The sequence below is a fragment of the Ignavibacteria bacterium genome, from assembly GCA_016873845.1.
Classification (GTDB): Bacteria; Bacteroidota; Ignavibacteria; order Ch128b; family Ch128b; genus JAHJVF01.
The window spans coordinates 29,721-52,790 of record VGVX01000007.1 but is presented as its reverse complement, the minus strand read 5'-3'; the positions used below and the strand labels follow the sequence as shown (position 1 = coordinate 52,790).

The following is a 23,070-nucleotide window of genomic DNA, read 5'->3' as shown; positions in this document are numbered from 1 at the left end:
TAGGTTTTTTTGTCAAGTGTTTTTTGCGATTTTTTGCAAATAAACTCATTTCGAAAAACTCTGTCAAGAGCAATAAAAATGAGAGATTTTCCGACACGACAACAGCCAATGTATGCTGTTAATTACTTAATGCATCTTCAATTTTTGTTACTAAATTTCCTTTTGGCACTGCACCGATTAATGATGAATGTACCTGCCCGCCTTTGAAGATCATCAAAGTTGGAATACTTCTAATCCCATATTCCATTGCAACTTTTTGATTTGCATCAACATCGACTTTAGCAAATTTAAATTTCCCGTCGTATTTTTTTGCAAGTTCTTCAACAACAGGTGCAATTAGTCTACAGGGTCCGCACCAGATTGCCCAGAAGTCAACAAGCACCGGCAAATTCGATTCAAGAACTTCGCTCTTAAAACTGTCATCAGTAACTTCAATAGGTTTCATTAATTAATCTCCAATTTTTCTTAGAATAAATATATTAACTTTCTTTACTTGTACAAAATTAGATGAATCGATATCTGAATAGATTCAGTTAAATTTATTCAGTAATTGGATTCACTTCAAAACTTTAGACGACTCCATTTCTCTTAATTAAATCTCGAGCAATAATTCCTTTTTGGATTTCATTCGTACCTTCGAAAATTTTATTAATCCTCGCATCACGATAAAATCGTTCGATGTGCAATTCACGTGAATACCCCATTCCCCCATGAATTTGTACGGCTAAATCAGAGACTTGACATAGTGCTTCTGAGCAATAGTATTTAACTATCGCAGCTTGACGGGAAATATTTTTCTTTAAATCGTAATCGGTAGCAGTACGATAAACAATTGATTCCATATTATAAATCATGATTGCCATATCTGCTAACATGAATTGAATTGCTTGAAAGTTGCTGATAGATTGATCGAATTGAACTCGCTCTTTTGCATATCTTGTTGAATCTTCTAAAAGCTGTTTTGCAGCTCCAACACAGCACGCACCCAATCCTAAACGACCAGCATCGAGTGTTTTCATTGCGAGCAAAAATCCACGTCCATCTTGCCCAATTAAATTTTCTTTTGGTACACGAACATTATCGAAAGTAATTGCATTGGTTGTGCTTCCTTTGATTCCCATTTTCTTTTCTGCTGGGCCTGCAGAAAACCCCGGCCATTTAGTTTCGACAACAAATGCACTTACCCCACGATCAGTTCGCGCAAAAACAGTTACAATGTCAGCAAGAGAGCCGTTTGTGATCCAAAGTTTTTCACCATTCAAAATCCATTCATTCCCGTCTAAATGAGCACGAGTTTTAACGTTGAATGAATCCGAGCCAGCTTGTGTTTCTGTCAAACAAAATGCGCCGATGTATTCGCCTTGTGCAAGCGGAGCAACATACTTCTTTTTTAGCTCTTCAGTACCACCAAGATAGATGGCATTTGTTCCGATTGATTGATGTGCTCCGATAAACGTTGCGGTTGAGAGACATGCTCGAGAAATCTCTTCCTGCTGGATGCAATAACCAACTTCACCGAATCCACCACCACCGTACTCAGTCGGGAAAGCAGTACCAAGCAGCCCAAGTTCAGCAATTTTTTTAATCAGCTCCTGCGGGATTTTTTCATCTTCATCAATTTTATTTGCGATCGGTTTGATTTCCTTATTTGTGAAATCACGAACCATTTCCCGAAGCATGTTTTGTTCTTCAGTAAATTTCATTTCAAACATTTATTATTATCCTCTCATCAAGATTCAAGTTTTTCTATTTATTTGTCTTCTCGCCAGTATAATTCACAATATATTCCGCACCATCCACACCAATAACATTTCCAGAAATCCAACTACAGTTCGAGTGACAGAGAGAAACAATTGCATGCGCAACGTCTTCCGGCGTAGTTAATCTCCCAAATGGATTTTTTGTTTTTGCTACATCTATCATTTGTTTTGCACCAGGAATTTTATGAAGTGCCGGAGTATCAGTGACACCTGCTAGTATTGCATTTGCTGTGATACCCATCGGAGCAAGTTCTACAGACAATTGCCGTATATGAGCTTCGAGCGCGGCTTTAGCTGCAGAGACTGCGCCATAATTATTGATTACAGTGTGCGAACCAGCACTCGTTAACCCAAAGATCCTCCCCCCTTCTCCTAAGAGATTCCTAAAGACGAGTCCCTGTGTCCAATACACAAGCGAGTTTGCCATAACATCCATTGTCATTTCCATCTGAGCTTGCGAAATCGCATCGGTTGATTGCTTTGCAATGAAAGGTTTCAATGTACCAAATGCGAGAGAGTGAATTAGAACTTTCACTTTTCCTTTTTCTTTCGAGAATCTCTCCTTCATCTCATCAAGAATTTCATTTCTTTTAATTGCATCCGCAGCATTGATATTAAAAAATACAGCTTGATTTCCTGTCCTTTCAATTTTCTTAATTATCTGTTGAACTTTCGGCATAGTTATTTGCCTGTCCAAATGAATGCCGAAAATGTTGTATCCATTCTTTGCCAATTCTATGGCCGCAGCTCCACCAAATCCACTCGATGCACCAAGAATTAGTGCCCAATTCTTTTCCATATGTCTCCTTTTGTTTCGTTCATTATCAGAAAAAGTTTGCTCAACTTAAAAAACCAAAATGGATAAATCAACCAGCAAGATTTTTTCGCTTAATTTTCATAGTTCACTAAACAATTGGAATCTATTTAGAAATAATTAAAATACTTTCAGCCGGAAAGATTTTTGTTAATTCGTTCAGAATTCCATTGCTCATTGAAATTAAATGATTTTTCAAAACAAATCTTTCACTCTTTCCATCTTTTGCAATTGCATTCAAAAACACCGGCAATCCGCCTTTATGTTTTATTAAAAGTTCTTTAAGTTTTGCGAGTGATGATTTAGATGTGTTATCAATTTCAATATCAATCACAACTCCCGAAGAAAGTCGTTTAACCGCCTCATCAACAGGAATCACTTCATTTACTCGAACCTGGATTGAGTCGCCTCTTTTTTCTGCGATACCGCGCAATATAACAGTACTGTATTCTTTAAGAAGGTGTTGATAGAGTTTATACTGTTCGTCAAACAAAATTCCCTCACTCTCCCCCGTCAAGTCCTGTATCTTTATTTTGGCAAGTGTTTTTGTTTCCTTATAAATCCGTGTGGTGATTTCAAGTAGAACTACACAAACTGTTACAGCTCGGTCGCGTTCATCGTAATGCTCAACCTCACCAAGAAAAATATTACTGAAAGATCGAACATATAAATCTTGGTCAGTCAAAGGGTGTCCTGAAATATAAAAACCTAAAACTTCTCTTTCTTTTCTTAATCTTTCTGGACGAGACCATGTCTGCACATTTGGAAGTTTCGGCTCATGATTAGTATCACCGTTAATTGCGGGAGAATCAAAAATTGATGCTTGTCCGATCCGATCTCTTTCTTGTTTTTTTTGTCCATAATTCAATGCAACATCGACCCCATGAAAAAGCTGAGAACGATGTCTATGCAATCGATCAAAAGCTCCAGCAAGAATCAATCCTTCAAGTGCACGTTTATTAACTATGCGCGTATCAGTCCGGCTGCAAAAATCGAAAATGCTCGTAAAAGGTTTTTCAAGCCGAGCTTTCACAATATCTTCCACTGCTGAAACACCGACATTCTTAATTGCAGCCAATCCGAACCGAATCGCACCATCTTCTATTGTGAAGTCAACATGAGATTCATTCACATCCGGCGGGAGAACCTGTATATGCATTTTGCTGCATTCATTTAGAAACGGAGAAATTTCATCCTGCTTTGTTAAGTTAGCGCACATGTTTGCAGCTAAAAACTCAACCGGGTAACGAGCTTTTAAATATGCAGTCTGAAATGCAAGAATTGAATAAGCAACACTATGACTCTTATTGAATCCGTAATCCTTGAATTTTTTTATTTCATTAAAAATCTCTTCAACGATTTTTCTATCAAGTCCATTCTTCACTCCCTCTTCAATAAACTCCATTTCAAGAGCGATCATAAATTTTTCATCTTTCTTACCCATAGCTCGACGCATCAAATCAGCTTTTGCGAGTGAATAACCAACGATTTCATTTGCAATCCGGATTACTTGCTCCTGATATACAATAATTCCGTAAGTCTCCTTTAATATCGGTTCGAGAGATGGATGAATGTATCTGATCTGTTTACGTCCATACTTTCTATCAATAAATTCATCAATGTATTGCATTGGGCCAGGCCGATTCAGTGCATTCATTGCAGATAGTTCTGAAATCGAAGTTGGTTTCAACCGCTTCAAGTATTCTTGTGTATGCTGCTTATCAAACTGAAATACACCGACTGTTTTTCCTTTCCCAAACAGTTCGAAAGTTTTAGGATCGTCAAGAGGAATTTTTTCTATATCAATATCAACATTATAAATTTCTTTGATGAACTTTAATGACTTTTGGATGATCGTTAATGTACGCAGACCAAGAATGTCCATTTTTATCAGACCGACTTCTTCGAGGTCTTTCATATCGTATTGTGTAACGATTGAATTATCATTTGTTTTAAATAGTGGAGAATATTCTTGAATTGGACCAGGAGCAATCACTACTCCTGCAGCATGAACCGATGCATTTCGATTTAAATTTTCAAGTACGGTTGAGTATTCTATCAGTTTTTTAATTTGTTCATCCTTAGGACGCTTTAAAAAACTTAATTCCGGAACTTCTTTTATTGCCTGATTAATCGATAAAACTTTTCCAAATACCGATGGAATGTTTTTAGTTATCTCACGAACCTCCGGAATCGGAAGATTAAGAACACGACCGACATCATTTATAATCTGTCTTGATGACAATCTGTTAAAGGTTATAATCTGCGCGACATTTTCTGCGCCATATTTTTCTCGAACGTACTGAATTATTTCTTCCCGGCCATCGTCAGCAAAATCACAATCTATATCGGGCATTGAGACACGATCAGGATTCAAAAATCTCTCGAAGAGTAATCCATATTCGAGTGGATTAACATTTGTAATATCAAGCGCATAAGAAACTAAACTGCCGGCAGCCGAGCCACGTCCAGGACCGACAGCAATACTTTTGCTTTTTGCCGCACGGATAAAATCCTGCACAATAAGAAAATAACCTGAGTAGCCCATCTGTTTGATTACAGATAGCTCATATTCCAAACGCAGCTTTAAATCATCTGAGATTTTCTCAACTTTATTTTTAAGCCCTTCATAAGACAGTTGAGTGAGATAACTGTCAAGAGAATCTGTTTCTGCATCTTCTGGGATTGGGAATCTCGGAAAAAAGTTTTCACCAAGTTTAAGTTCAAGGTTACATTTTTCAGCAACTTCGAGAGTATTTTCAATTGCATCTGGAAAATCACGGAACAGTAAAGCCATCTCTTCCGAATTTTTGAAATAGATTTGATCTGTTCCATAGCGAAGAGTTTCGTAATCAACTTCGCCGCGCGATTCAGATATTTTCATCAGTACATTGTGAGGAATTGCGTGATTCGGTTTTATATAATGACAGTCGTTCGTCGCGATCAGTTTTGCATCAATTTCTTTCGCAATTTTCGGAACTCCCTGCATGATGTATTCGTCCACATCCATGCTGTGATTTTGTAACTCGAGATAAAAATCATCGCCGAAAATTTCTTTGTATTTAATCGCAATTCTTTTTGCACGATCATAATCGTTGTTAACAAGTGGATGCGCTACAACACCAGCAGCACATGCTGAAAGACAAATCAATCCTTCCGAATATTTTTTAATTATATCGATATCAATTCGCGGACGGAAATAGTATCCCTCTGTGAATCCAAGCGTTGAAAGAATTCCAAGATTTTTAAATCCTTGCGCATTTTTTGCGATGAGGACCAAATGATTATAATGCTTCGCACGTTTCTTTCCACTCGCGGTCATTACTGTCGGGACTGCCGGTCGAGAAAATCTATCGCCCTCGATTGTGACATATGCTTCCATACCGATGATCGGCTTTATTCCGTTCGCTTTCGCTTCCTTATAGAATTCAATCGCACCAAAAAGAACTCCGTGATCTGTCAAAGCAACGGCTCTCATTTTATTATCGACAGTGGCACGGACTAGATCGGAAATTCGGCAGGCACCATCTTGAAGACTGAAATCAGAATGGTTATGAAGATGTACAAACTCTGGCAACTAAAACTCCTTACTTAAACAAATAAAATCATTACGCTGAACTTTGATCGCGCTTGGCAATTCGTTCACGTACAAACAATAAAATTATAGAAGTTGTTGGAACTGCAATCAACATTCCAACAAGTCCCAAGAAATAAGAAAACACAAATAGAGACAAAATCAACATCGCCGGGTGCATTCCAATCTGTGAACCAACAATTTTCGGGTAAAAGATACTACTCTCAAGTAAATTTTCTCCGAAGTAAAGTACTGGGATAAGAAGCAAACTCAACGGAGCTAATCCGCTGAATAGTGCAACAATGAATCCAATTGAAAAACTTATCAGCACTCCAAAATATGGTATGAAACAAAACACTCCGGAAAGGATTCCGAGCACAAACGAATACCGGACACCTATTATAGATAGGAAAGTTGTGATAACAGCAGCATTGATTAAACAGACAATAAGAGCACCTCGCAGATAGCTTCCGACTATTTTGTTGATTTTCGAAGCAAACTCTTCCATTGATTGATGAAATCTTTTTGGAAAAAGATTTTTAAAATTCTCGAGAATGAAATCGAAATCTTTCAAGATGTAGAAAGTCAAGATCGGAATTATAAAAAGATTAACAAGCTGATTGAGCACTGTTCCAATACTTCCGAAGATGTTGAGGAATCCATTTAAAATAGAAGTAAGGATTTGTTCAATCTTAGCAGAAATATTACTTATTATATAAGTTTCGATAGATTCTTTTGGGAATCCAAGTTTTTCAAGAAATACCAATAAATTATTTTGAATCCAAGATTGAAAGTTATTCGCAAATTGCGGTGCTGCTGAAATTAAGTTTGTGATCTGACCAAAGAAAGGAGGTACAACAAATGCGATTACCATTCCAATAAATATAGAGACACCAATCATTATAATTGCAGCACTCAAAGTTCTTGAAATATTTTTTTTCTGAAGCTTATCAAGAACCGGATCGAGAATGTATGCAAGTAAGAATGCAATGATGAACGGTGCGAGTATCTTTCCCAGCTCATCGAACATCCAGATGAAGAACAGAAGCAGCGAAGACCACAGCAGCGAGCTTGCGAATTTGTTTGATCTCAGCGGGAATAAAATTATCAGTAGAATTAAAAAGACAATGATCGGCGAAATGATGCTGCTGACGCTATAGATCAATACACCGAATACAACCAGCGAAGCAATCATCAGAAGCAAAAAATTGAAATCAAATAATTTTTCTTTAATGTCTTTCATTTAACAAACTTGTGTATAATTTTTCTACTCCGTATTCGGCAGTCAGCTTTCAGAACTCCGCACTCTGCACTCCGCATTTCGCATTCTGCACTCCGCATTTCCTCACCTAACTCCCGAGTGGCCAAAACCTCCGCCGCTGCGATGAGTATTGTTCAATTCTTCCGATTCGATGAGTTCCGCTTTTTCAACTTTGGAAATTATCATCTGAGCGATTCTGTCGCCGCGGTTTACAACAAAGTCTTCCTTGCCTAAATTGGATAAAATTATTTTTACTTCGCCGCGGTAATCTGCATCGATTGTTCCAGGCGAATTTAAAATTGTAATAAAATTTTTTGCTGCAAGTCCACTGCGAGGACGAATTTGCGCTTCATAACCGGAAGGAATTTCCATCGCAAAATCAGTCGGGATTAATTTTGTTTCGAATGAACTAAGTGTGACTGATGTGTCCACCGCTGCACGTACATCCATCCCAGATGAGTCGTCGGTAGCATAAGCTGGAAGTGGAACGTCAAGGAATTTTTTCGAAAGTCGTTTTATCTTGATATTAATTTTATCTCTCATCTGCGGGAATTATTGTACTCCAATTTAAACGATTCAAAGAAAAAATCAAACAGGTAATAATTTGCCTCAAACAAAAATTTTTTATTACCTTTGACAAAACGAAAGTATAAAATGAAATATTTGCTCATCACTCTATCAGCTTCAATTTTATTTTTCGGCTGCATCAAGCATAATGTTTCTCTTCTCATAAAAGAAAAGGTAGAAAAAGACATTCAGAATCTTGCTCTTGAATACGAAGGAATCATTGGAGCAGCAGCAAAAAATTTCAATACAGGTGAAACTATTTTTGTCAACGCCGATTCTCTATTCCCAACAGCGAGCGTGATTAAGCTTCCTATCTTGGTTGAGCTTTTCTCTCAAGCAAAAAGCAAAAAAATTGATTTGCAAAAGTTTGTTACAATTTTAGATTCAGTTAAAGTTGGCGGGGCAGGTGTACTTCAAAATTTTGACGGCGATACAAAAATTAAATTGATAGACGCCGCGACTCTAATGATCATACTTTCAGATAATACTGCAACGAATATTGTAATTGATCAACTCGGTAATGACCATGAGGACAAGTTAAACGCTGTAAATAACCGAATGACTTCCCTTGGATTGAACAGCACAAAACTGTTAAACAAAGTATTTTCTTTCGCGACAAAAAAGAAAACGTACGAATCGATAAGATTCGGACTCGGTTATTCTTCACCAAACGAGATGATCAATTTACTTGAAAAAATTTACAAGCGTGAAGTTATAGATTCAACTTACTCTGAGAAAATAATCTCGATTATGAAAAACCAAAACGACGATTCGATGATCAGAAGATTTCTTCCTTCTGGAGAAAATATACAAGTTGCAAATAAAACCGGTGCAGTAGATCAAAGCAGAATTGATGTAGGAATTATTTTTTCTCCAAAAGCAGACATAGGAATCGCAATCTTCGCCGATCAAAGCAAAGACACACAATGGACACATGACAACAAAGCCCAAAATGCTGTCGCTAAAACAGCAAAAATGATTTACAATTATTTCACAAGAGGGGAACTAGAATATTGAAATGAATAACAGGTAATTACAATCTAAATTAGCTAACTGAAGTTACGCAAACCAGTCATTCTGAATCCGTCAACTGACGGATGAAGAATCTAATGCTGCAATTTTCAGATTTTTTTAGATGTTTCGTCCCGATTACTCGGGATTCAACATGACAAAAAGTCCATTCTGCGCAACTTCAGTTAGATAAATAACTTTTTAAAACTTTTAACATCCACCAAGCCGAATAAATAGATCAACAGAACAAAAGAGCAAACAGATAGAATTTTGAGGGGGGTCTCATTTACATCAATCAACTCTCTCACAACTATGTAGCCTCCATAAGACAAGAATAGTGCAAATGCTGTAAGAATAATTTTTTTAAACTCGTAATGTATTCTATAATACTTCTGCGAAATAAAAAATATTAAAATTGTCATCACGAGTAAGCTAAGCAGAGTTGCATAAGCCGCACCGAGCATTCCCCAAATTGGGATCAAAACAAAATTTGCCGTGACGTTAACAACAGCTCCAATTCCGGTAACCAATGGCATGAACTTAGTTTTCTTTTCAATCTGAATTCCGGCAAGAAAGTTGACATAAAGCCCATTAAATAAATACGCCATCAATATTATCGGAACGATGTACAATCCGCCCCAAAAATTTTGTCCGATAATGTATTTTCCAAGAATACTGATTTTAACAAAGTCTTCGATAAACAGACTAAGCACGATGAAAATCAGCGATGCAGCCAGAGTAAAATATGTTAGGACTTTTCCGAACAGAATTTTTGCATCATCACGGTAAGCGTTTTTCAAGTAAAATGGCTGCCAGGCGTATTGAAACATGGAAACAAAGAGCATCATAAAAATTCCCAGTTTGTAGTTAGCCTGATAAACTCCTACAGTTGATGCATCGGTTAATGCTAACATAACAGGCCGATCAATTACGCGAGTGATCATTGATGCAAGTCCAGCTGGTGCAAATGGAATTCCGAATTTAAGCAGTTCCTTAAGTAATTGACGATTCAAACCAAAACTCAAATTCTTAAAAATATCAGGAAGTAATATTATCCAAGTTGCAACTGAAGCAACAAATGCACTCAGAAAAACAGCTTCAATCCCCATTTTAAATTTCACAATAAGAACAACATTCAGAAATAGGTTTATAATAATATTAATGGATTTAATGAGGGCGAATTTAAATGCTTTATTTTGTAATCGTAGTCTCGCAAAAGGGACAAGAGCAATCGCATCAAAGAATAACACACCCATTGTATAATACACAATCGAATTTTGTCCTGGCTCTAAAACAAAGATCGAGCTAATGGGCTGATTTAAGATTAAAAATAAAAGCGAAAAAAATATCGAAGTTATAAAAACAGAATTATACGAAGTGCTGAAAGTCGTTTTTTCATCCAAACCTTCTCCTGAAGTTGCAAACTTAAGATAAGCGGAATCCATTCCATACAAGTAAATGATGTTCAATAGGGCGATGTAGGCAAAAACATTTGTTACAATTCCGTACTCGGCTTGTGTAAATACGTTTGTATAAAAGGGTACGAGAAGAAAATTTAGGAAGCGGCTGAGTATTGTACTAATTCCATAGACCGCTGTTTCTTTGCCAAGTTGTTTTATATCGGATATCAATATTTCGAGTAATTAATTTTTACGGATGTAATTTACAATTAAAATTTCTTTGAACGTTAACTTTTTTCTTAAAATTGATCATAACTAATCTTAATTAATCATGATAATCCGTGTTCCAATAATCACGCCTCAAACCCTCTGTGCAATCCAGCTTTCTTAGCGTACTGAATCACATCACCAAATTCAGAATTCGTAATTCGTCTGTTTAATTCAGGATAGAGAAAGGCATTATACGCAGGTCTGTACTGCTCCATAATGTTCACATACGAATCTTTTGAGATTTCATTTGCGATGAAATCAATAACCAGCTTTGAACCTGATAGTTGATTGGGAAGAACCAAATGCCTTATAAGTAAACCTCTTTGTGCATTTCCACTTCGACTGATTTTCAAATTCCCAACTTGTCGCTGCATTTCTTTTAAAGCTGATTGAACTACATTCCAATAATCTTCAACACCAGAATATTTCAGTGCATTTTCATTTACAGAATATTTTATGTCGGGCATATAAATATCAATTACACCATCAAGGAGTTTTAGTGTCTCAATCGATTCATAACCACCGCAATTATACACGATGGGAATTTCTAATCCTTTTTCAATTGCAATAACCAAGGCAGAGACAAGTTGCGGAGTGAAGTGAGTCGGAGTTACAAGATTAATATTGTGACAACCACGATTCTGAAGAGCTATCATTGATTCAGCCAGTTGTTCAATAGTTATTTCTCTACCTGCACCTAAATGACTAATATCATAATTCTGACAAAACTCACAGCTCAAATTACAATTAGTAAAAAATATTGTTCCTGAGCCGAATATTCCAACAAGCGGAGGCTCCTCGCCGTAGTGCGGACCAACACTTGAAATAATTACTTTATCAGACGAATGACATAATCCTGAATTATCAATCATTCTATCGATACCGCATTGATTTGGACAAATTGTGCATGATTCCAGCAGTCTGTTCAACTGAATTGATCTTTTAGTTAATTCCGAAATTGTAAGTTTCTCTTTATACAGTGGCAGCATCTTTTTAAATTTAGGAAATGGATTAATAAATTTCGTTCTGTTTTACATGTAATTGATAATTGGGGTTCTGATAAAGGGCTGATAAAAAAAGTTATAACTCTAAAGAAATATCCAAAGCTTTTACTGAATGAGTTAACGCACCAATTGAAATATAATCAACGCCCGTTTCGGCGATTGCTCGAACCGACTCGAGATTCACACCGCCGGAAACTTCGAGTTCACATTTTTTGTCAGTCAACTCTACAGCTTTACGCATATCATCGATTATGAAGTTATCGAGCATAATTCTATCTACATTGAGCTGTAATGCTTCAAGGAGTTCCTCTAAGTTTTTTACCTCGACTTCAATTTTGTATTTCATTTTTTTTTCATCTCGATATTTTTTACAAAGCATCACAGCGTTGGTAATTCCTTTGGCTGCAACAATGTGATTGTCTTTTATTAGGAACATATCGAACAAACCGAAACGATGGTTTTTTCCTCCACCGATCTCAACGGCGAGCTTATCAAGATAACGCCAGCCCGGAATTGTTTTTCGTGTATCAAGAATTCTTGCATCTGTTCCTTTGACAATTTCAACAAACTTGTTAGTTAAAGTTGCGACTCCGCTCATTCTCTGTAGAAAATTTAATATTGTCCGTTCGTAAGTTAAAAGTTTCTGAAGATGTCCATCGATGCTTGCGAAATATTCTCCTTTAAATATATTTTCACCATCAGTTCTTTGTGATTGAAATCTTACACTTGGAAGCTGAATATTAACAAGATACTCAATTACTTCAATGCCAGCCAGGACTCCATCTTCTTTACATAAGAATTTTCCCTCTCCGGTAAGATTTGAATCTACACAAGCTTCAGAGGTGACATCTCCTTCGTGAATATCTTCATTCACTGCAAGCTTAATTAAAGGAGCAACGAAATTAGGATCAATCATTTCTGATTAAAATAATTTGTAAGCGTATCAATATATATTTTCGGAGGACGGATAGGTTTCATTGTTTCTTTTCTGACAAAAGCATGCTTCGTAAATCCCTCCGAAAGGAGCTGATTATCAGAATCCCTAAAAACTTTATACTTTAAGTGCAGCTGTGCAGAATGAATTTCTACAAGTGTTGTTTCGATACGAATGAGTACATCATATAAAATTGGAATGATGAAGCTTGCATAGCAATCTGTCAACGGTAGAAGAAAACCCATTTGCTCAAATTCAGCATAAGATAATCCAGCAGTTCGCAGCAAATCGGTTCGTGCGATTTCAAAATACTCGAAATACTTGGCATGGTGAACGATCCCCATTTGATCAGTATCAGCATAACGAGGGCGGAGAAGCGTTTTAGTAGATAGCATTAAGTTCTTGTTTGAAACGTTTTACAAGATCGTCGTATGCAATACTGATATCAAAAAAACTCATTCGTGAATATTTCTCGCGAATAATTTCAAATGGTGAAAATTCAAAATTTGCTTTTGGCACAAAAACAATTGGCATCGATCCTTTGGGCGGCTGCTCGTACCAAATTCCGCCATAATTATTTATAAACGTCTGACCAAGATAAGCACCAAAGGTTGCAACAACTCTATCTCGTGAAGCCATGCTTATATTTTTTCCTTTCCAGCCATCTGCAATAACTTGGTCAAGAAGCCGAACGCCTCCATCTGAGTAATCGAGTTGTTTATCGAATGCAGTCAATACAGACTCAACACATGTTTGAGATTGTTTTAACATTTTTCGGTTTAAAGTGTCGTCGCGATGAACTGGAACGACCGCTCTTGGTTCTGCTTCAGCTTTTTTTGCATCAACGACGTAATAAATAAGCGCACCGGCAACTAATATAATTGTAAATAATAAAATGAAAAACATTACTCCGAATAAACCCCCATGTTTGCGAATTTTTCTATTCGATCAGAAATTAGTTTATCTATTTTTATTTTTTTTAATTTTTTCAATTCAGAAATTAAGATTCGTTTTAAAATCATAGCAGCTTCATCAGGATTACGGTGAGCCCCTCCTTTTGGTTCTGGAACGATCTTATCGATAATTTTCAGATCAAGTAAATCACGCGCAGTTAATTTCAATGCTTCTGCGGCTTGTTCTTTGTATTCCCAACTTCTCCATAAAATACTTGAACATGATTCAGGAGAAATTACAGAGTACCAGCAGTATTCGAGCATTAATACTTTATCACCTATTCCTATTCCAAGCGCCCCGCCGGAAGCTCCTTCTCCAATGATTACGACAATTATGGGAATTTTAAGACAAGACATTTCAAATAAATTTTTCGCAATTGCTTCTGCTTGCCCTCGCTCTTCGGCTTCAATACCAGGATATGCACCAGGCGTATCAAGAAAAGTGATAACTGGCTTATTAAATTTTTCTGCGAGTTTCATCAACCGCAATGCTTTTCTATAGCCTTCTGGATTCATCATTCCAAAGTTTCTGTAGAGATTGCTCTTTGTATCTCGACCTTTCTGCTGTCCAATGAACATTACGGTTTCGCCATCGAGCATCCCAAATCCGCCGACGACAGCTTTATCATCTCTGAATGTTCTATCACCATGCAGTTCAATAAAATTTGTGGACATTTTTTCGATATAATCTATTGTATATGGTCTCTCGGGATGCCGAGCTAATTGAACAATCTGCCAGCGGGAGAGATTTGCATAAATTTGATCTTGAAGGAGATTTATTTTTTCTTCAAGCCCGCCGATTTCTTCGTTGATATCCAAAGTTTCCGAGAGCTTTCGCATTTCGGAAATTTTAGCTTCGAGTTCTATGATTGGTTTTTCAAATTCTAATATTGTCTTTGCCATAACTTACCTAATAAAATTTTGTACCTGCTTAATGATAATTTCAATATCCAACCAAATATTTTGATTCCTTGCATAGTAAATATTCATGTGTTCAATTTCTTCATCAGATAGATTTTTATTTTCGTTTATCTGAACAATACCGGTTAATCCAGGTTTTCCAAGGTAAATACTGCTCTCCTTTTCAGAAAGAGATGCTCCGACAAAGCTGTACTTACCTATAAACACCTGAGGTAAATATAATAATTTATTTTTCTTATTTGAAATTAGTCTGATAAGGATTGCGATAGGATATACAAAAATTATTAAAGGAATGGCGACAAAGAGATCAAAAGCACGCTTCATAAACCGATGAATAGGCTGAGTAATATTGTATTCAATTTCGATTAATGGCAGGTTATCCAGTTCCATAACATCTTTTTTTCCAATGATGAAATCATAATTTTTATCTACAAGATGAAATTGAGTATTTAATCCTTGATTCGAAGCAACAATTTTTAATAAATCTTGATAAGAAAGAAAATCAGTCGCAAAAATAACCTCATTAATTTTTTTTGCACGAATTATTTTTCCGATGGCATCGATACTTCCGATAATTTCGACATCCTTAATTTTTTCCCCAATTCGTTTTCTATCAATATCAATTAAGCCAATAATATCACAATAAAAATTATGCGAGCGTTTTAATTTCCGGATAAGCTCCACAGCAGAATCATTTGTCCCGACAATTAGCGTCCCTGCTTCAAAAAGTGAGCGCCGATTTGTTCTTGGATATTTAAACCATATTTTAATAATTATTCGCCACAAAGGAAGAACAACCGCAAGCATTAGATACAGGATTAGAATAATAGCACGACTGAATGCATAATCCTTAAAGAAATATGTTAAAGTGCTTGTGAAAAGAAAACTTATAAAAATTGCAATCAGCAATTTTGAAACCGGAAGATTCTTTATTTCATAACATTGCAATGAAAATGCAGTCAACAAGAAAATCAACGCAGGAATAATAAAAACAATTGGATATGCATAATTAGGAAATCCGCCAAATCCAGAAAAAACTTTGTACAATTCCTCGCTCAATAATAACACCAAATTGAAAATAATTACTTCAACCAAAACAGCAGTGAAGATCAGTTTTCGTTTTCCAACAAAAGCCGCAAAGCTTCTCAGATTAATTGCTGCTTGTAAGACAATTTCTAAAAGCCAAGAGGTTGAAAAATGTTTACTGACAAATAGACGCATCGCACCGTAAAAAACTTTTACCTCATCAAGATTGCTGCGGCGCGTACTCTCTCCTTTGTAGTGAATTATTTGTGTTGAGTGAACGTAATAAACTTTGTATCCGTTTGCATTAACACGGTAGCACCAATCAAGATCCTCTCCATACATAAAAAATTTTTCATCCAGTCCGCCAATTTTTTCGTAAACATCTTTACGCAAAAACATGAATGAACCGCTGACGGCATCTACTTCATAAGTTTCGTTTTCATTTAGGTATGTCAAATTATATTTTGAAAAAAATTTGAACTTGGGAAAAAGTCTGCTCAATCCAATGACCTTTGTAAATGCAACCCATGGCGTAGGGAAACTTCGCCGGCATGCAAGCTGAAACGTACCATCAGGATTCAGGATTTTGCAACCGGCTAAACCCGCTTCTGGATTTGACTCAAAGAATTTGATCATCTCAATAAATGTATTTTCCTGCACTAACGTATCCGGATTGATCAGGCAAATATACTTTCCAGATGCTTTCAGCAATCCGAGATTGTTTGCTTTGCTAAAACCTAAATTAGTCTTTGACTCAATTAAATTGACTTGCGAAAAATTCTTCTTGATAAATTCGACACTGCCATCATCCGATGCGTTATCAACAACGATTATTTCGTGTGAAATGTTCTGAACTGATTTTTGAATCGAGATCAAACAGTTCTGCAAAAAAGCTTTAACGTTAAAATTAACTATTATAATAGATAGGTCGATCAAACGATACCTTTATAAAAGTTTGAATAAACTTTTTATTCTCAGCTTCCAGACCATCCATGCCGCCTCCCATACAATCTTTCTGCTCATTTTGGAATGTCCTTTAATTCGATCAACAAAGACAATCGGCATTTCAGCTATGTTGAAACCTTTCTTGAATGCTTTGAAATTCATTTCAATCTGAAATGCATAACCATTTGATTTAATTTTTTTCAAATCGATCGATTCAAGTACTTTCCGTCGGAAGCATTTGAATCCTCCCGTAGCATCATAGATGGGCATTCCAGTAATAACTTTTGTATAAAGATTTGCGAATACACTAAGGAACAATCTTCTAAGCGGCCAATTCAGAACTCTGACGCCTTGCACATAACGAGAACCGATTACTAAATCGAAATCTTTAATCTTCTTAAGAAAATTTTTTATTTCCTTTGGATCGTGAGAGTAGTCAGCATCCATTTCGAAAATAAATTCATATCCATTCTTTAATGCGAATTCAAAACCGGCAACATATGCTTTTCCGAGTCCTTCTTTTTTCAAACGATTTATGAGAATTATATTTTCATTCTCTTTCTGAAATTTACGGACGACATCCGCAGTGCCATCAGGAGAATTATCATCCACTACCGCAATATCTACCTCCCCTTTTGTAAGTTTCAATATATCCGGAATTATCTTAGCGATATTTTCGGATTCATTGTAGGTCGGAATAATTACAAGGGCTTCAGACATTAAGAATAAAATTCCTTTATTGTGCTAGTTATATAATCAATTTCTTCTTCCAATAATTCGGGATGCATTGGAAGTGAAATGACTTCTTTAGAAAATTTATCGGTTATTGGCAAATTTACGCCTTTAGCAAAACTGCTAAAGGCAGGCTGCATGTGCAATGGAATTGGATAATAGATCATCGAAGGAATATTTTTTTCTTTAAGATAATTTTGAAGTTCATCCCTTCTTGGTACTCGAAGTGTGCACTGATGAAAGATATGTTTTGAGTAACTCTCAAACGATGGGACAATCACTCCATCAATTCCCGCTAATCTTTCAGAATACTTTTTTGCATTATTGATTCTGTTTTGATTCACTTGATCAATGTATTTTAGTTTAACTCGAAGTATTGCAGCTTGAAGTGCATCCAGTCGACTGTTAACACCAAGAATTTCGTGAACATACCGTTCCTTGGATCCGTGATTAGCAATCATTTTCACTCGCTTATAGATCTCATCTGAATTTGTCGTTACCATTCCTCCATCACCATAGCATCCTAAATTTTTACTCGGGAAAAAACTGATGCATGCGATATCACCGAAACTGCAGATTTTTTTTCCTTTATACTCTGCACCAAATGCTTGAGCAGAATCTTCTATGACAAAAAGATTATGTTCTTTAGCAATCATAAGGATTTCGTCCATTTCGACTGGATTACCATAAAGATGAACCGGAAGGATTGCTTTTGTCCGAGAAGTAATTTTTTCTTTTATTTTTTTTGGATCGATGTTGAAGCTTTTTTCATCGATATCAACATAGACAGGTTTTGCACCGACTAAAGCTATCATCTCTGTTGTAGCAACAAATGTAAATGGTGTAGTGATCACTTCATCACCATTTCCAATATCAAGTGCCATCAATGCGATTTGCAGTGCATCTGTTCCATTTGCGCACGATGCGGTATATTTTACATCGAGATAACCGGCACATTCACATTCAAATTCTGCAACATGTTTTCCACCGATGAATTGTGTTGAACTTATAACATCAGCAATTGCCTCATCAATTTCTGTTTTAATTTTTTGATACTGCCGCTTCAAATCGACCATTTGAATATTCATTTAATAATCCTCTAATCTAAATTTTGAATTCAAAAAATATTACATTTACATATTACAGGTTTTGCTTGTTTGCAGCAAGGTTCTCAATTCTCGTTTTCAATTCTCAATTCTCAATTCTCAAAATGTCCTTTCCCGAAAAGCACAACGAAAATAGTTCTGAAGAGAATTTTAAAATCCATCCTCAGTGAAATATTTTCAATATAATAAAGATCGTACTGTAACTTCTTCTTCACATCTTCAATGTTCTCATCATACTTATGTTTCACTTGAGCCCAGCCGGTAATTCCTGGCCGGACTTTTAATCTTCTCTTATATAAAGGAATTTCCTGGGAAAGTTTTTCAACAAAAAATGGCCGCTCGGGTCTCGGACCGACCAAACTCATATGTCCTTGAAAAATATTTATGAACTGCGGCACTTCATCAAGTCGGACTGTGCGAATAAATCGACCAACTCTCGTAATACGCGGATCATTTTTCTGCGACCAAACCGGACCTGAAAGTTTTTCGGCGTCTTGAAGCATGGACCGGAACTTATAGACTTTAAATTCCTTTCCATCTTTTCCAACTCGGATTTGTTTGTAAAAAACAGGTCCTTTTGAATCAATTTTAATCGAAAGAGATACTAAAATCAAAACTGGTGAGGTAATAATTAAAATAAGTGTAGAAACGAATAAGTCTATTGTTCTTTTAATTTTTTGTTCCCAAACCGGCATTAACTCGGGCATAATTTCGATGAGCGGGAAACCATAGAGCTGGTTTGTTCGCGCCTGTCCGCTAATGATCTCATATAAATCGGGAACGATTTTGATACTAACTCCCTTAATATCACACTTCGCAACGACTTCAAGCATTTGCGCGTGCTCGTGATGATCGAGCGCAATGATTATCTCTTCAATTTTGTTCTGCTCAACGATTTGCTCTAAATTGTCAATTTGTGCAATAACTTTTTTATCCTTATACGCACCGCTTGAGTTATCACTGAGTGTAACGAATCCCGCTACATCAAGACCGAGTGCACGGTAATGTTCTATTTGATCATAGATACTTTTTGCTCTTTCATTGAAGCCGACAATCAGGGTATTCCGCCGTCCAATGCCTTTGATCAATAATTGGCGCTGCAGACTTCGAATGAAAAGCCTTCCTCCGCCAACGAATAGTAAGAATATTCCCCAGTAGAGAAGAATAACAAACCGTTGAGTTGAGCTAACTTGATGCATAGCATCGTCAATGAAGATCAAGAAAAAAAGTATAAGAACGCCAAAAAAGGAAGATTTAAATAGAGTAGTCAATTCATCAAAACGAGAAGCAGCGAACCAAGTCCGATACATTCCAACAAATAGAAAAATCAAGAACCAATAAACATAAACCACAAACATCGGCAGCATAAACTCTGGCTGAAAAACCATTTCAAACCAATTTGCCTCAACCCTGAAATAGAAAAATAAAATCCACGAAATGTTAATTGTAATGAAATCCGTAAGAAGCAGAAATATTTTTTGTTTTGATTTAGACATTTTACACTTTGAATTTTATTAACTCTCTATAAATGAGGTCTATTTTTCCAACCATTACCTTATCACTGAATTCATTGCCAATCATTCTTTTACCATTCCTCCCCATTAGTTTAGACTTTTTCTTATCGTAACAGAGCATTAAGATTTTTTCGGCTAAGCTTGAAATATTTTCCGGCTCAATTAAATATCCATTTAATCCATCTTTTATTACTTCATGTGCCCCATCCAAATCGAATGATATTATCGGTTTTTCAAGCATTATAGCTTGCGGTAATACTCGGGCAAGACCCTCAAGTAAAGAAGTATGAACAAGCACGTCAATGGAAGACAAAACCTCTGGGATTTCATTGGGAGGAATTAATCCAGTAAATATAATTTTATCTTCAAGACCAGAATGTTTAATATACGATTTTAACTCATCCTCCAATTCGCCATTTCCAATTAATAGTAGCTTACAATTATTAATTTTTGGAGTAATCGTTTTAAATGCATCGATGAGATACTTATGTCCTTTTAATTTTGAAAATCGAGAGACTTTTGCAAGTACAAAATCATTCTCTGATAATTTATATTTCGATCTAATTTTTTTGGTATCGTAGAGTTTAGTGTTATAAGCATCTAAATTGAAAGCACTTCGGACGACAGTGAACTTCGAAGCAGGAGCCAAATTACTCTTTAACATCACATCAACGATTGTATGAGTGACAGCAACAATTTTGTCACAAAATAGTGCAGCAAATTTCTCTATTAATTTATAGAAATTTCTAATATAAATATTTTGAAATCTATGAAATGGGAGTCCATGTATTGTATGTAGAACAACTAGAGCTTGTGCCAATCGTGCAGCGATTCGTCCTATTACACCTGCTTTTGAACTATGAGTATGAACAATATCATACTTATTTTTTCTTATAAATTTTGCTAATTGAAAAATTACTACTAAATCATCTATCGGATTTATTGCTCTTTTGAGTCTTGGGAATGTTATTACTGTAATTCCTAACTCCTTAGCAGTTTCATACATACTCCCTTCTGAAGGAATATTTGGACCGGTAGCAATGTGAACTTCATAGCCAAGATTGTTCAATCCTTTAGCCATCGCTACAACAGTTTCGGTTGCACCGCCAATGGAAAATAAGGTAATTAATTCTAGAACTTTAATTTTTGATTTGACTATCTCTTTTTTCATTTATTTCATCTGGATCAATTTGCACATAAGTTTCAATGCAATATACCAATATTCGTAAAGAATTTTGACAATCAATATCTTAAAATTAAATCGCATTTTTTTACAAGTACAGGTAAAAATCACTGGTAGTTTTATACTACAGAGGCATCGCAAATCAGAATATTAGGATAGATTTTATTTTTTAAGGCCGATAAGTTCAACATATTTTACTATGGAAGGTGCTTATATAAGTGGAACGAATTTTTTATATTGAAACACAAATATCAAATTGTAAAGGAGAAGAAAATCCGAAAATCGATAATCTTTTTTGTAATTCTTTTTGTTGTGATAGCTATTTTGGGCTATCTGGTATTTAAACGTACTGACAACCAAACGAATCTCGATAAGGATAATCAAACTACTAAGGATTCAATCTTAGGCAGAACCGACTTATCAAACGTAAGTATAATAATAAAGAAGGATAGTTCTGAATCACATCTTGATGAAATTGAAAAAATTTTAACCTCTCCATTTAAAATTATTAAAAAATCCTCTTGGACTGACCCACGAGGACTATTTCCAATTTTCGCTTTTAACTTTCCTGAACACTCAAAAAACCATACGAATGCATTAAAGGTGATTGAACGCGGCGGAATTAATATACTCATTAATGGTAGCTTTGGGTTGATGCCAGAACCATATGCCTTAAAAACTGCATTTGAAAATATTGGAGATTCAAAACTGAAATGGCTAATAATACTCGCTAATGATTGTAAGAACAATTTCATTTACAACAATTCCAACGATTCAATCAATAGAAATATCAAAACGTTCATTCAAGAATTTTATAATCCAACATATACCTACGGTTGGTATTTATGGGATGAACCAGGTCCAAATGAAGTTGTGTGTCCAAATTCTGATATGACATTTAACGATGATTTTGAAGATATCAACAATATGTCCAAACAAATCCGCGGTGATTCGATTCAAAATTCAATGTTAGACTATGTAAATCTAATGCCAAACTACTGGAGCGGAACACCTAACGTCCGAAGTTATGAAAAGTATATCGATGAATATTTTTCTTCTCAAGAATTTAAACCAAGAGTCTTAAGCGTAGATCATTATCCATTTGTCGGAGAAACTTACGGCGGGTTCAGGAGGAATTATTATTCCAATCTCGAAATCCTAAGAAAGAAATCATTAGAATATAATGTTCCTCTCTGGGTAGTTGTTTTATCAAGCGGTCATACACCTTATAAGAATCCTTCATTTGAAGAGATCAGCTTTCAAGTTTATTCGGCGCTTGCTTATGGTGCTAAAGGAATCGGTTATTACCTGTACTCAAAATCATGGGAGAAAAATGGATACACCTCCTGGATCTTAGAAAATTACGTAGACGATCCAACCGTAGCCGATTCACTTCACGGACCTTTATTCATTCCGGTTCAAAACCTAAATAGTGCGGTTCAAATTCTTGGTAAAATTTTGAACGAGCTCGAATCTGTAGATATAATTCATTCTTCTGATTATCCAAACAAGCAAGCTGACATTACACCTTCTCTTTTCAAACGAAATGCATCTAATTCCTTTCTAAAAGAAATATACAATAACGATAATAGCAATGCTGATTCAAAAATTTTAATTGGAGTATTTAAAAATAAAAATGAGGCAGCTCAAGGCAGTAGGTATCTCATCGTTGTAAATAAAGACGTGTCAGTACACTCTAAAACTGTAATTAAGCTAGATAGGGAATACAAAGTTTATAAGGTTAGTAAAGAAACTGGAGAAAAGAGATTCATAGCAAATACTGATAATATTAGTTCAGTCATATCACCTGGTTCGGGAGAATTATTTTACATTGAATAATTTTTTAATAGAAATGCAATAGTAAAAAAATATTTATATCGCTTTTCAGGTTCTCGAACCTGCTTTTTACTCAATGCAGCTTGTTATCATACTATCTATCTTGAATTTTTTTTCACACAAATTAGTTTTATTTATCAAAGCGAGAGTCCAGAGACGACTATTTTTATCCAACTCAAAATTATTCAATCCTGGCAAGTAATGTCTTTTCTATTTATAATTATAATCAGTACACCACTTCGATATATACAGAATTTCA

At 35.7% G+C, this 23,070-nt stretch carries 19 protein-coding genes; 2 read left to right on the top strand and 17 right to left on the bottom strand.

The annotated features are described in order from the left end of the window. Window positions 1-118 precede the first annotated feature (118 nt). The 6 genes from trxA to FJ213_03280 all read right to left on the bottom strand — a co-directional run bounded on the left by trxA (window position 119) and on the right by FJ213_03280 (window position 7,952). The gene (gene trxA, locus FJ213_03305; protein MBM4175190.1) at window positions 119-445 is read right to left on the bottom strand and encodes a thioredoxin; all 327 of its coding nucleotides are present in this window, start codon (window positions 443-445) and stop codon (window positions 119-121) included. Between the two features lie 124 nt (window positions 446-569). After that, complete coding sequence (locus tag FJ213_03300) at window positions 570-1,712, bottom strand: acyl-CoA dehydrogenase (GenBank protein ID MBM4175189.1); 1,143 nt, start codon at window positions 1,710-1,712, stop codon at window positions 570-572. 34 nt (window positions 1,713-1,746) lie between these two features. Further along, a complete protein-coding gene (locus FJ213_03295; GenBank protein ID MBM4175188.1) occupies window positions 1,747-2,559 on the bottom strand; it encodes an SDR family oxidoreductase in 813 nt (270 codons plus the stop codon). A 121-nt stretch (window positions 2,560-2,680) separates the two neighbouring features. Then, window positions 2,681-6,151, bottom strand: a complete 3,471-nt coding sequence (dnaE, locus tag FJ213_03290; GenBank protein ID MBM4175187.1) for a DNA polymerase III subunit alpha — start codon at window positions 6,149-6,151, stop codon at window positions 2,681-2,683. 31 nt (window positions 6,152-6,182) lie between these two features. Then, window positions 6,183-7,391 carry an AI-2E family transporter gene (locus tag FJ213_03285; GenBank protein ID MBM4175186.1) on the bottom strand — a complete coding sequence of 403 codons (1,209 nt, stop codon included), beginning with the start codon at window positions 7,389-7,391 and terminating at the stop codon, window positions 6,183-6,185. Between the two features lie 102 nt (window positions 7,392-7,493). Then, the gene (locus FJ213_03280) at window positions 7,494-7,952 is read right to left on the bottom strand and encodes a dUTP diphosphatase (protein ID MBM4175185.1); all 459 of its coding nucleotides are present in this window, start codon (window positions 7,950-7,952) and stop codon (window positions 7,494-7,496) included. Window positions 7,953-8,042: 90 nt separating this feature from the next. Between FJ213_03280 and FJ213_03275 the strand changes: the two genes are divergently transcribed. Further along, window positions 8,043-8,993: a serine hydrolase gene (locus FJ213_03275; protein ID MBM4175184.1), complete on the top strand. Its 951-nt coding sequence runs from the start codon at window positions 8,043-8,045 to the stop codon at window positions 8,991-8,993. 179 nt (window positions 8,994-9,172) lie between these two features. Here the strand turns inward: FJ213_03275 and FJ213_03270 are convergent, their stop codons facing one another. The 11 genes from FJ213_03270 to FJ213_03220 all read right to left on the bottom strand — a co-directional run bounded on the left by FJ213_03270 (window position 9,173) and on the right by FJ213_03220 (window position 20,963). Beyond that, a complete protein-coding gene (locus FJ213_03270; protein MBM4175183.1) occupies window positions 9,173-10,618 on the bottom strand; it encodes a hypothetical protein in 1,446 nt (481 codons plus the stop codon). A 122-nt stretch (window positions 10,619-10,740) separates the two neighbouring features. Next, window positions 10,741-11,646: a radical SAM protein gene (locus FJ213_03265; GenBank protein MBM4175182.1), complete on the bottom strand. Its 906-nt coding sequence runs from the start codon at window positions 11,644-11,646 to the stop codon at window positions 10,741-10,743. Window positions 11,647-11,737: 91 nt separating this feature from the next. After that, window positions 11,738-12,577, bottom strand: a complete 840-nt coding sequence (gene nadC, locus FJ213_03260; GenBank protein MBM4175181.1) for a carboxylating nicotinate-nucleotide diphosphorylase — start codon at window positions 12,575-12,577, stop codon at window positions 11,738-11,740. Then, window positions 12,574-12,990 carry an acyl-CoA thioesterase gene (locus tag FJ213_03255; protein MBM4175180.1) on the bottom strand — a complete coding sequence of 139 codons (417 nt, stop codon included), beginning with the start codon at window positions 12,988-12,990 and terminating at the stop codon, window positions 12,574-12,576. The genes nadC and FJ213_03255 overlap by 4 nt, the downstream gene beginning before the upstream one ends. Continuing rightward, entirely contained in the window at window positions 12,977-13,501 is a 525-nt protein-coding gene (locus tag FJ213_03250; protein MBM4175179.1) for a hypothetical protein, read from the bottom strand. Before FJ213_03250 ends, FJ213_03255 begins: the two co-directional genes overlap by 14 nt. Then, on the bottom strand, window positions 13,501-14,451 hold the full coding sequence (locus tag FJ213_03245; protein ID MBM4175178.1) for an acetyl-CoA carboxylase carboxyltransferase subunit alpha: 951 nt from the start codon (window positions 14,449-14,451) through the stop codon (window positions 13,501-13,503). Before FJ213_03245 ends, FJ213_03250 begins: the two co-directional genes overlap by 1 nt. 3 nt (window positions 14,452-14,454) lie before the next feature. Beyond that, complete coding sequence (locus tag FJ213_03240; GenBank protein ID MBM4175177.1) at window positions 14,455-16,431, bottom strand: glycosyltransferase; 1,977 nt, start codon at window positions 16,429-16,431, stop codon at window positions 14,455-14,457. Window positions 16,432-16,440: 9 nt separating this feature from the next. Further along, window positions 16,441-17,160 carry a polyprenol monophosphomannose synthase gene (locus tag FJ213_03235; protein MBM4175176.1) on the bottom strand — a complete coding sequence of 240 codons (720 nt, stop codon included), beginning with the start codon at window positions 17,158-17,160 and terminating at the stop codon, window positions 16,441-16,443. Next, complete coding sequence (locus tag FJ213_03230; GenBank protein MBM4175175.1) at window positions 17,160-18,260, bottom strand: DegT/DnrJ/EryC1/StrS family aminotransferase; 1,101 nt, start codon at window positions 18,258-18,260, stop codon at window positions 17,160-17,162. Before FJ213_03230 ends, FJ213_03235 begins: the two co-directional genes overlap by 1 nt. Window positions 18,261-18,370: 110 nt before the next feature. Next, window positions 18,371-19,774 (bottom strand): sugar transferase, encoded by a 1,404-nt coding sequence (locus tag FJ213_03225; GenBank protein ID MBM4175174.1) that lies wholly within the window; start codon window positions 19,772-19,774, stop codon window positions 18,371-18,373. A gap of 1 nt (window position 19,775) precedes the next feature. Next, a complete protein-coding gene (locus FJ213_03220; protein MBM4175173.1) occupies window positions 19,776-20,963 on the bottom strand; it encodes a glycosyltransferase family 4 protein in 1,188 nt (395 codons plus the stop codon). A gap of 249 nt (window positions 20,964-21,212) precedes the next feature. Here FJ213_03220 and FJ213_03215 point away from each other — a divergent pair, with 249 nt between their 5' ends. Then, window positions 21,213-22,814: a hypothetical protein gene (locus FJ213_03215; GenBank protein ID MBM4175172.1), complete on the top strand. Its 1,602-nt coding sequence runs from the start codon at window positions 21,213-21,215 to the stop codon at window positions 22,812-22,814. Window positions 22,815-23,070 lie beyond the last annotated feature (256 nt).

What these genes read in the sequence shown, in the direction of transcription:
- FJ213_03265 (MBM4175182.1), bottom strand. Translation starts at nt 11,646, where the DNA reads ATGCTGCCACTGTATAAAGAGAAACTTACAATTTCGGAATTAACTAAA.
- FJ213_03295 (MBM4175188.1), bottom strand. Translation starts at nt 2,559, where the DNA reads ATGGAAAAGAATTGGGCACTAATTCTTGGTGCATCGAGTGGATTTGGT.
- FJ213_03245 (MBM4175178.1), bottom strand. Translation starts at nt 14,451, where the DNA reads ATGGCAAAGACAATATTAGAATTTGAAAAACCAATCATAGAACTCGAA.
- FJ213_03285 (MBM4175186.1), bottom strand. Translation starts at nt 7,391, where the DNA reads ATGAAAGACATTAAAGAAAAATTATTTGATTTCAATTTTTTGCTTCTG.
- FJ213_03250 (MBM4175179.1), bottom strand. Translation starts at nt 13,501, where the DNA reads ATGTTTTTCATTTTATTATTTACAATTATATTAGTTGCCGGTGCGCTT.
- FJ213_03255 (MBM4175180.1), bottom strand. Translation starts at nt 12,990, where the DNA reads ATGCTATCTACTAAAACGCTTCTCCGCCCTCGTTATGCTGATACTGAT.
- FJ213_03225 (MBM4175174.1), bottom strand. Translation starts at nt 19,774, where the DNA reads ATGTCTAAATCAAAACAAAAAATATTTCTGCTTCTTACGGATTTCATT.
- nadC (MBM4175181.1), bottom strand. Translation starts at nt 12,577, where the DNA reads ATGATTGATCCTAATTTCGTTGCTCCTTTAATTAAGCTTGCAGTGAAT.
- FJ213_03300 (MBM4175189.1), bottom strand. Translation starts at nt 1,712, where the DNA reads ATGTTTGAAATGAAATTTACTGAAGAACAAAACATGCTTCGGGAAATG.
- trxA (MBM4175190.1), bottom strand. Translation starts at nt 445, where the DNA reads ATGAAACCTATTGAAGTTACTGATGACAGTTTTAAGAGCGAAGTTCTT.
- FJ213_03230 (MBM4175175.1), bottom strand. Translation starts at nt 18,260, where the DNA reads ATGAATATTCAAATGGTCGATTTGAAGCGGCAGTATCAAAAAATTAAA.
- FJ213_03220 (MBM4175173.1), bottom strand. Translation starts at nt 20,963, where the DNA reads ATGAAAAAAGAGATAGTCAAATCAAAAATTAAAGTTCTAGAATTAATT.
- FJ213_03235 (MBM4175176.1), bottom strand. Translation starts at nt 17,160, where the DNA reads ATGTCTGAAGCCCTTGTAATTATTCCGACCTACAATGAATCCGAAAAT.
- FJ213_03280 (MBM4175185.1), bottom strand. Translation starts at nt 7,952, where the DNA reads ATGAGAGATAAAATTAATATCAAGATAAAACGACTTTCGAAAAAATTC.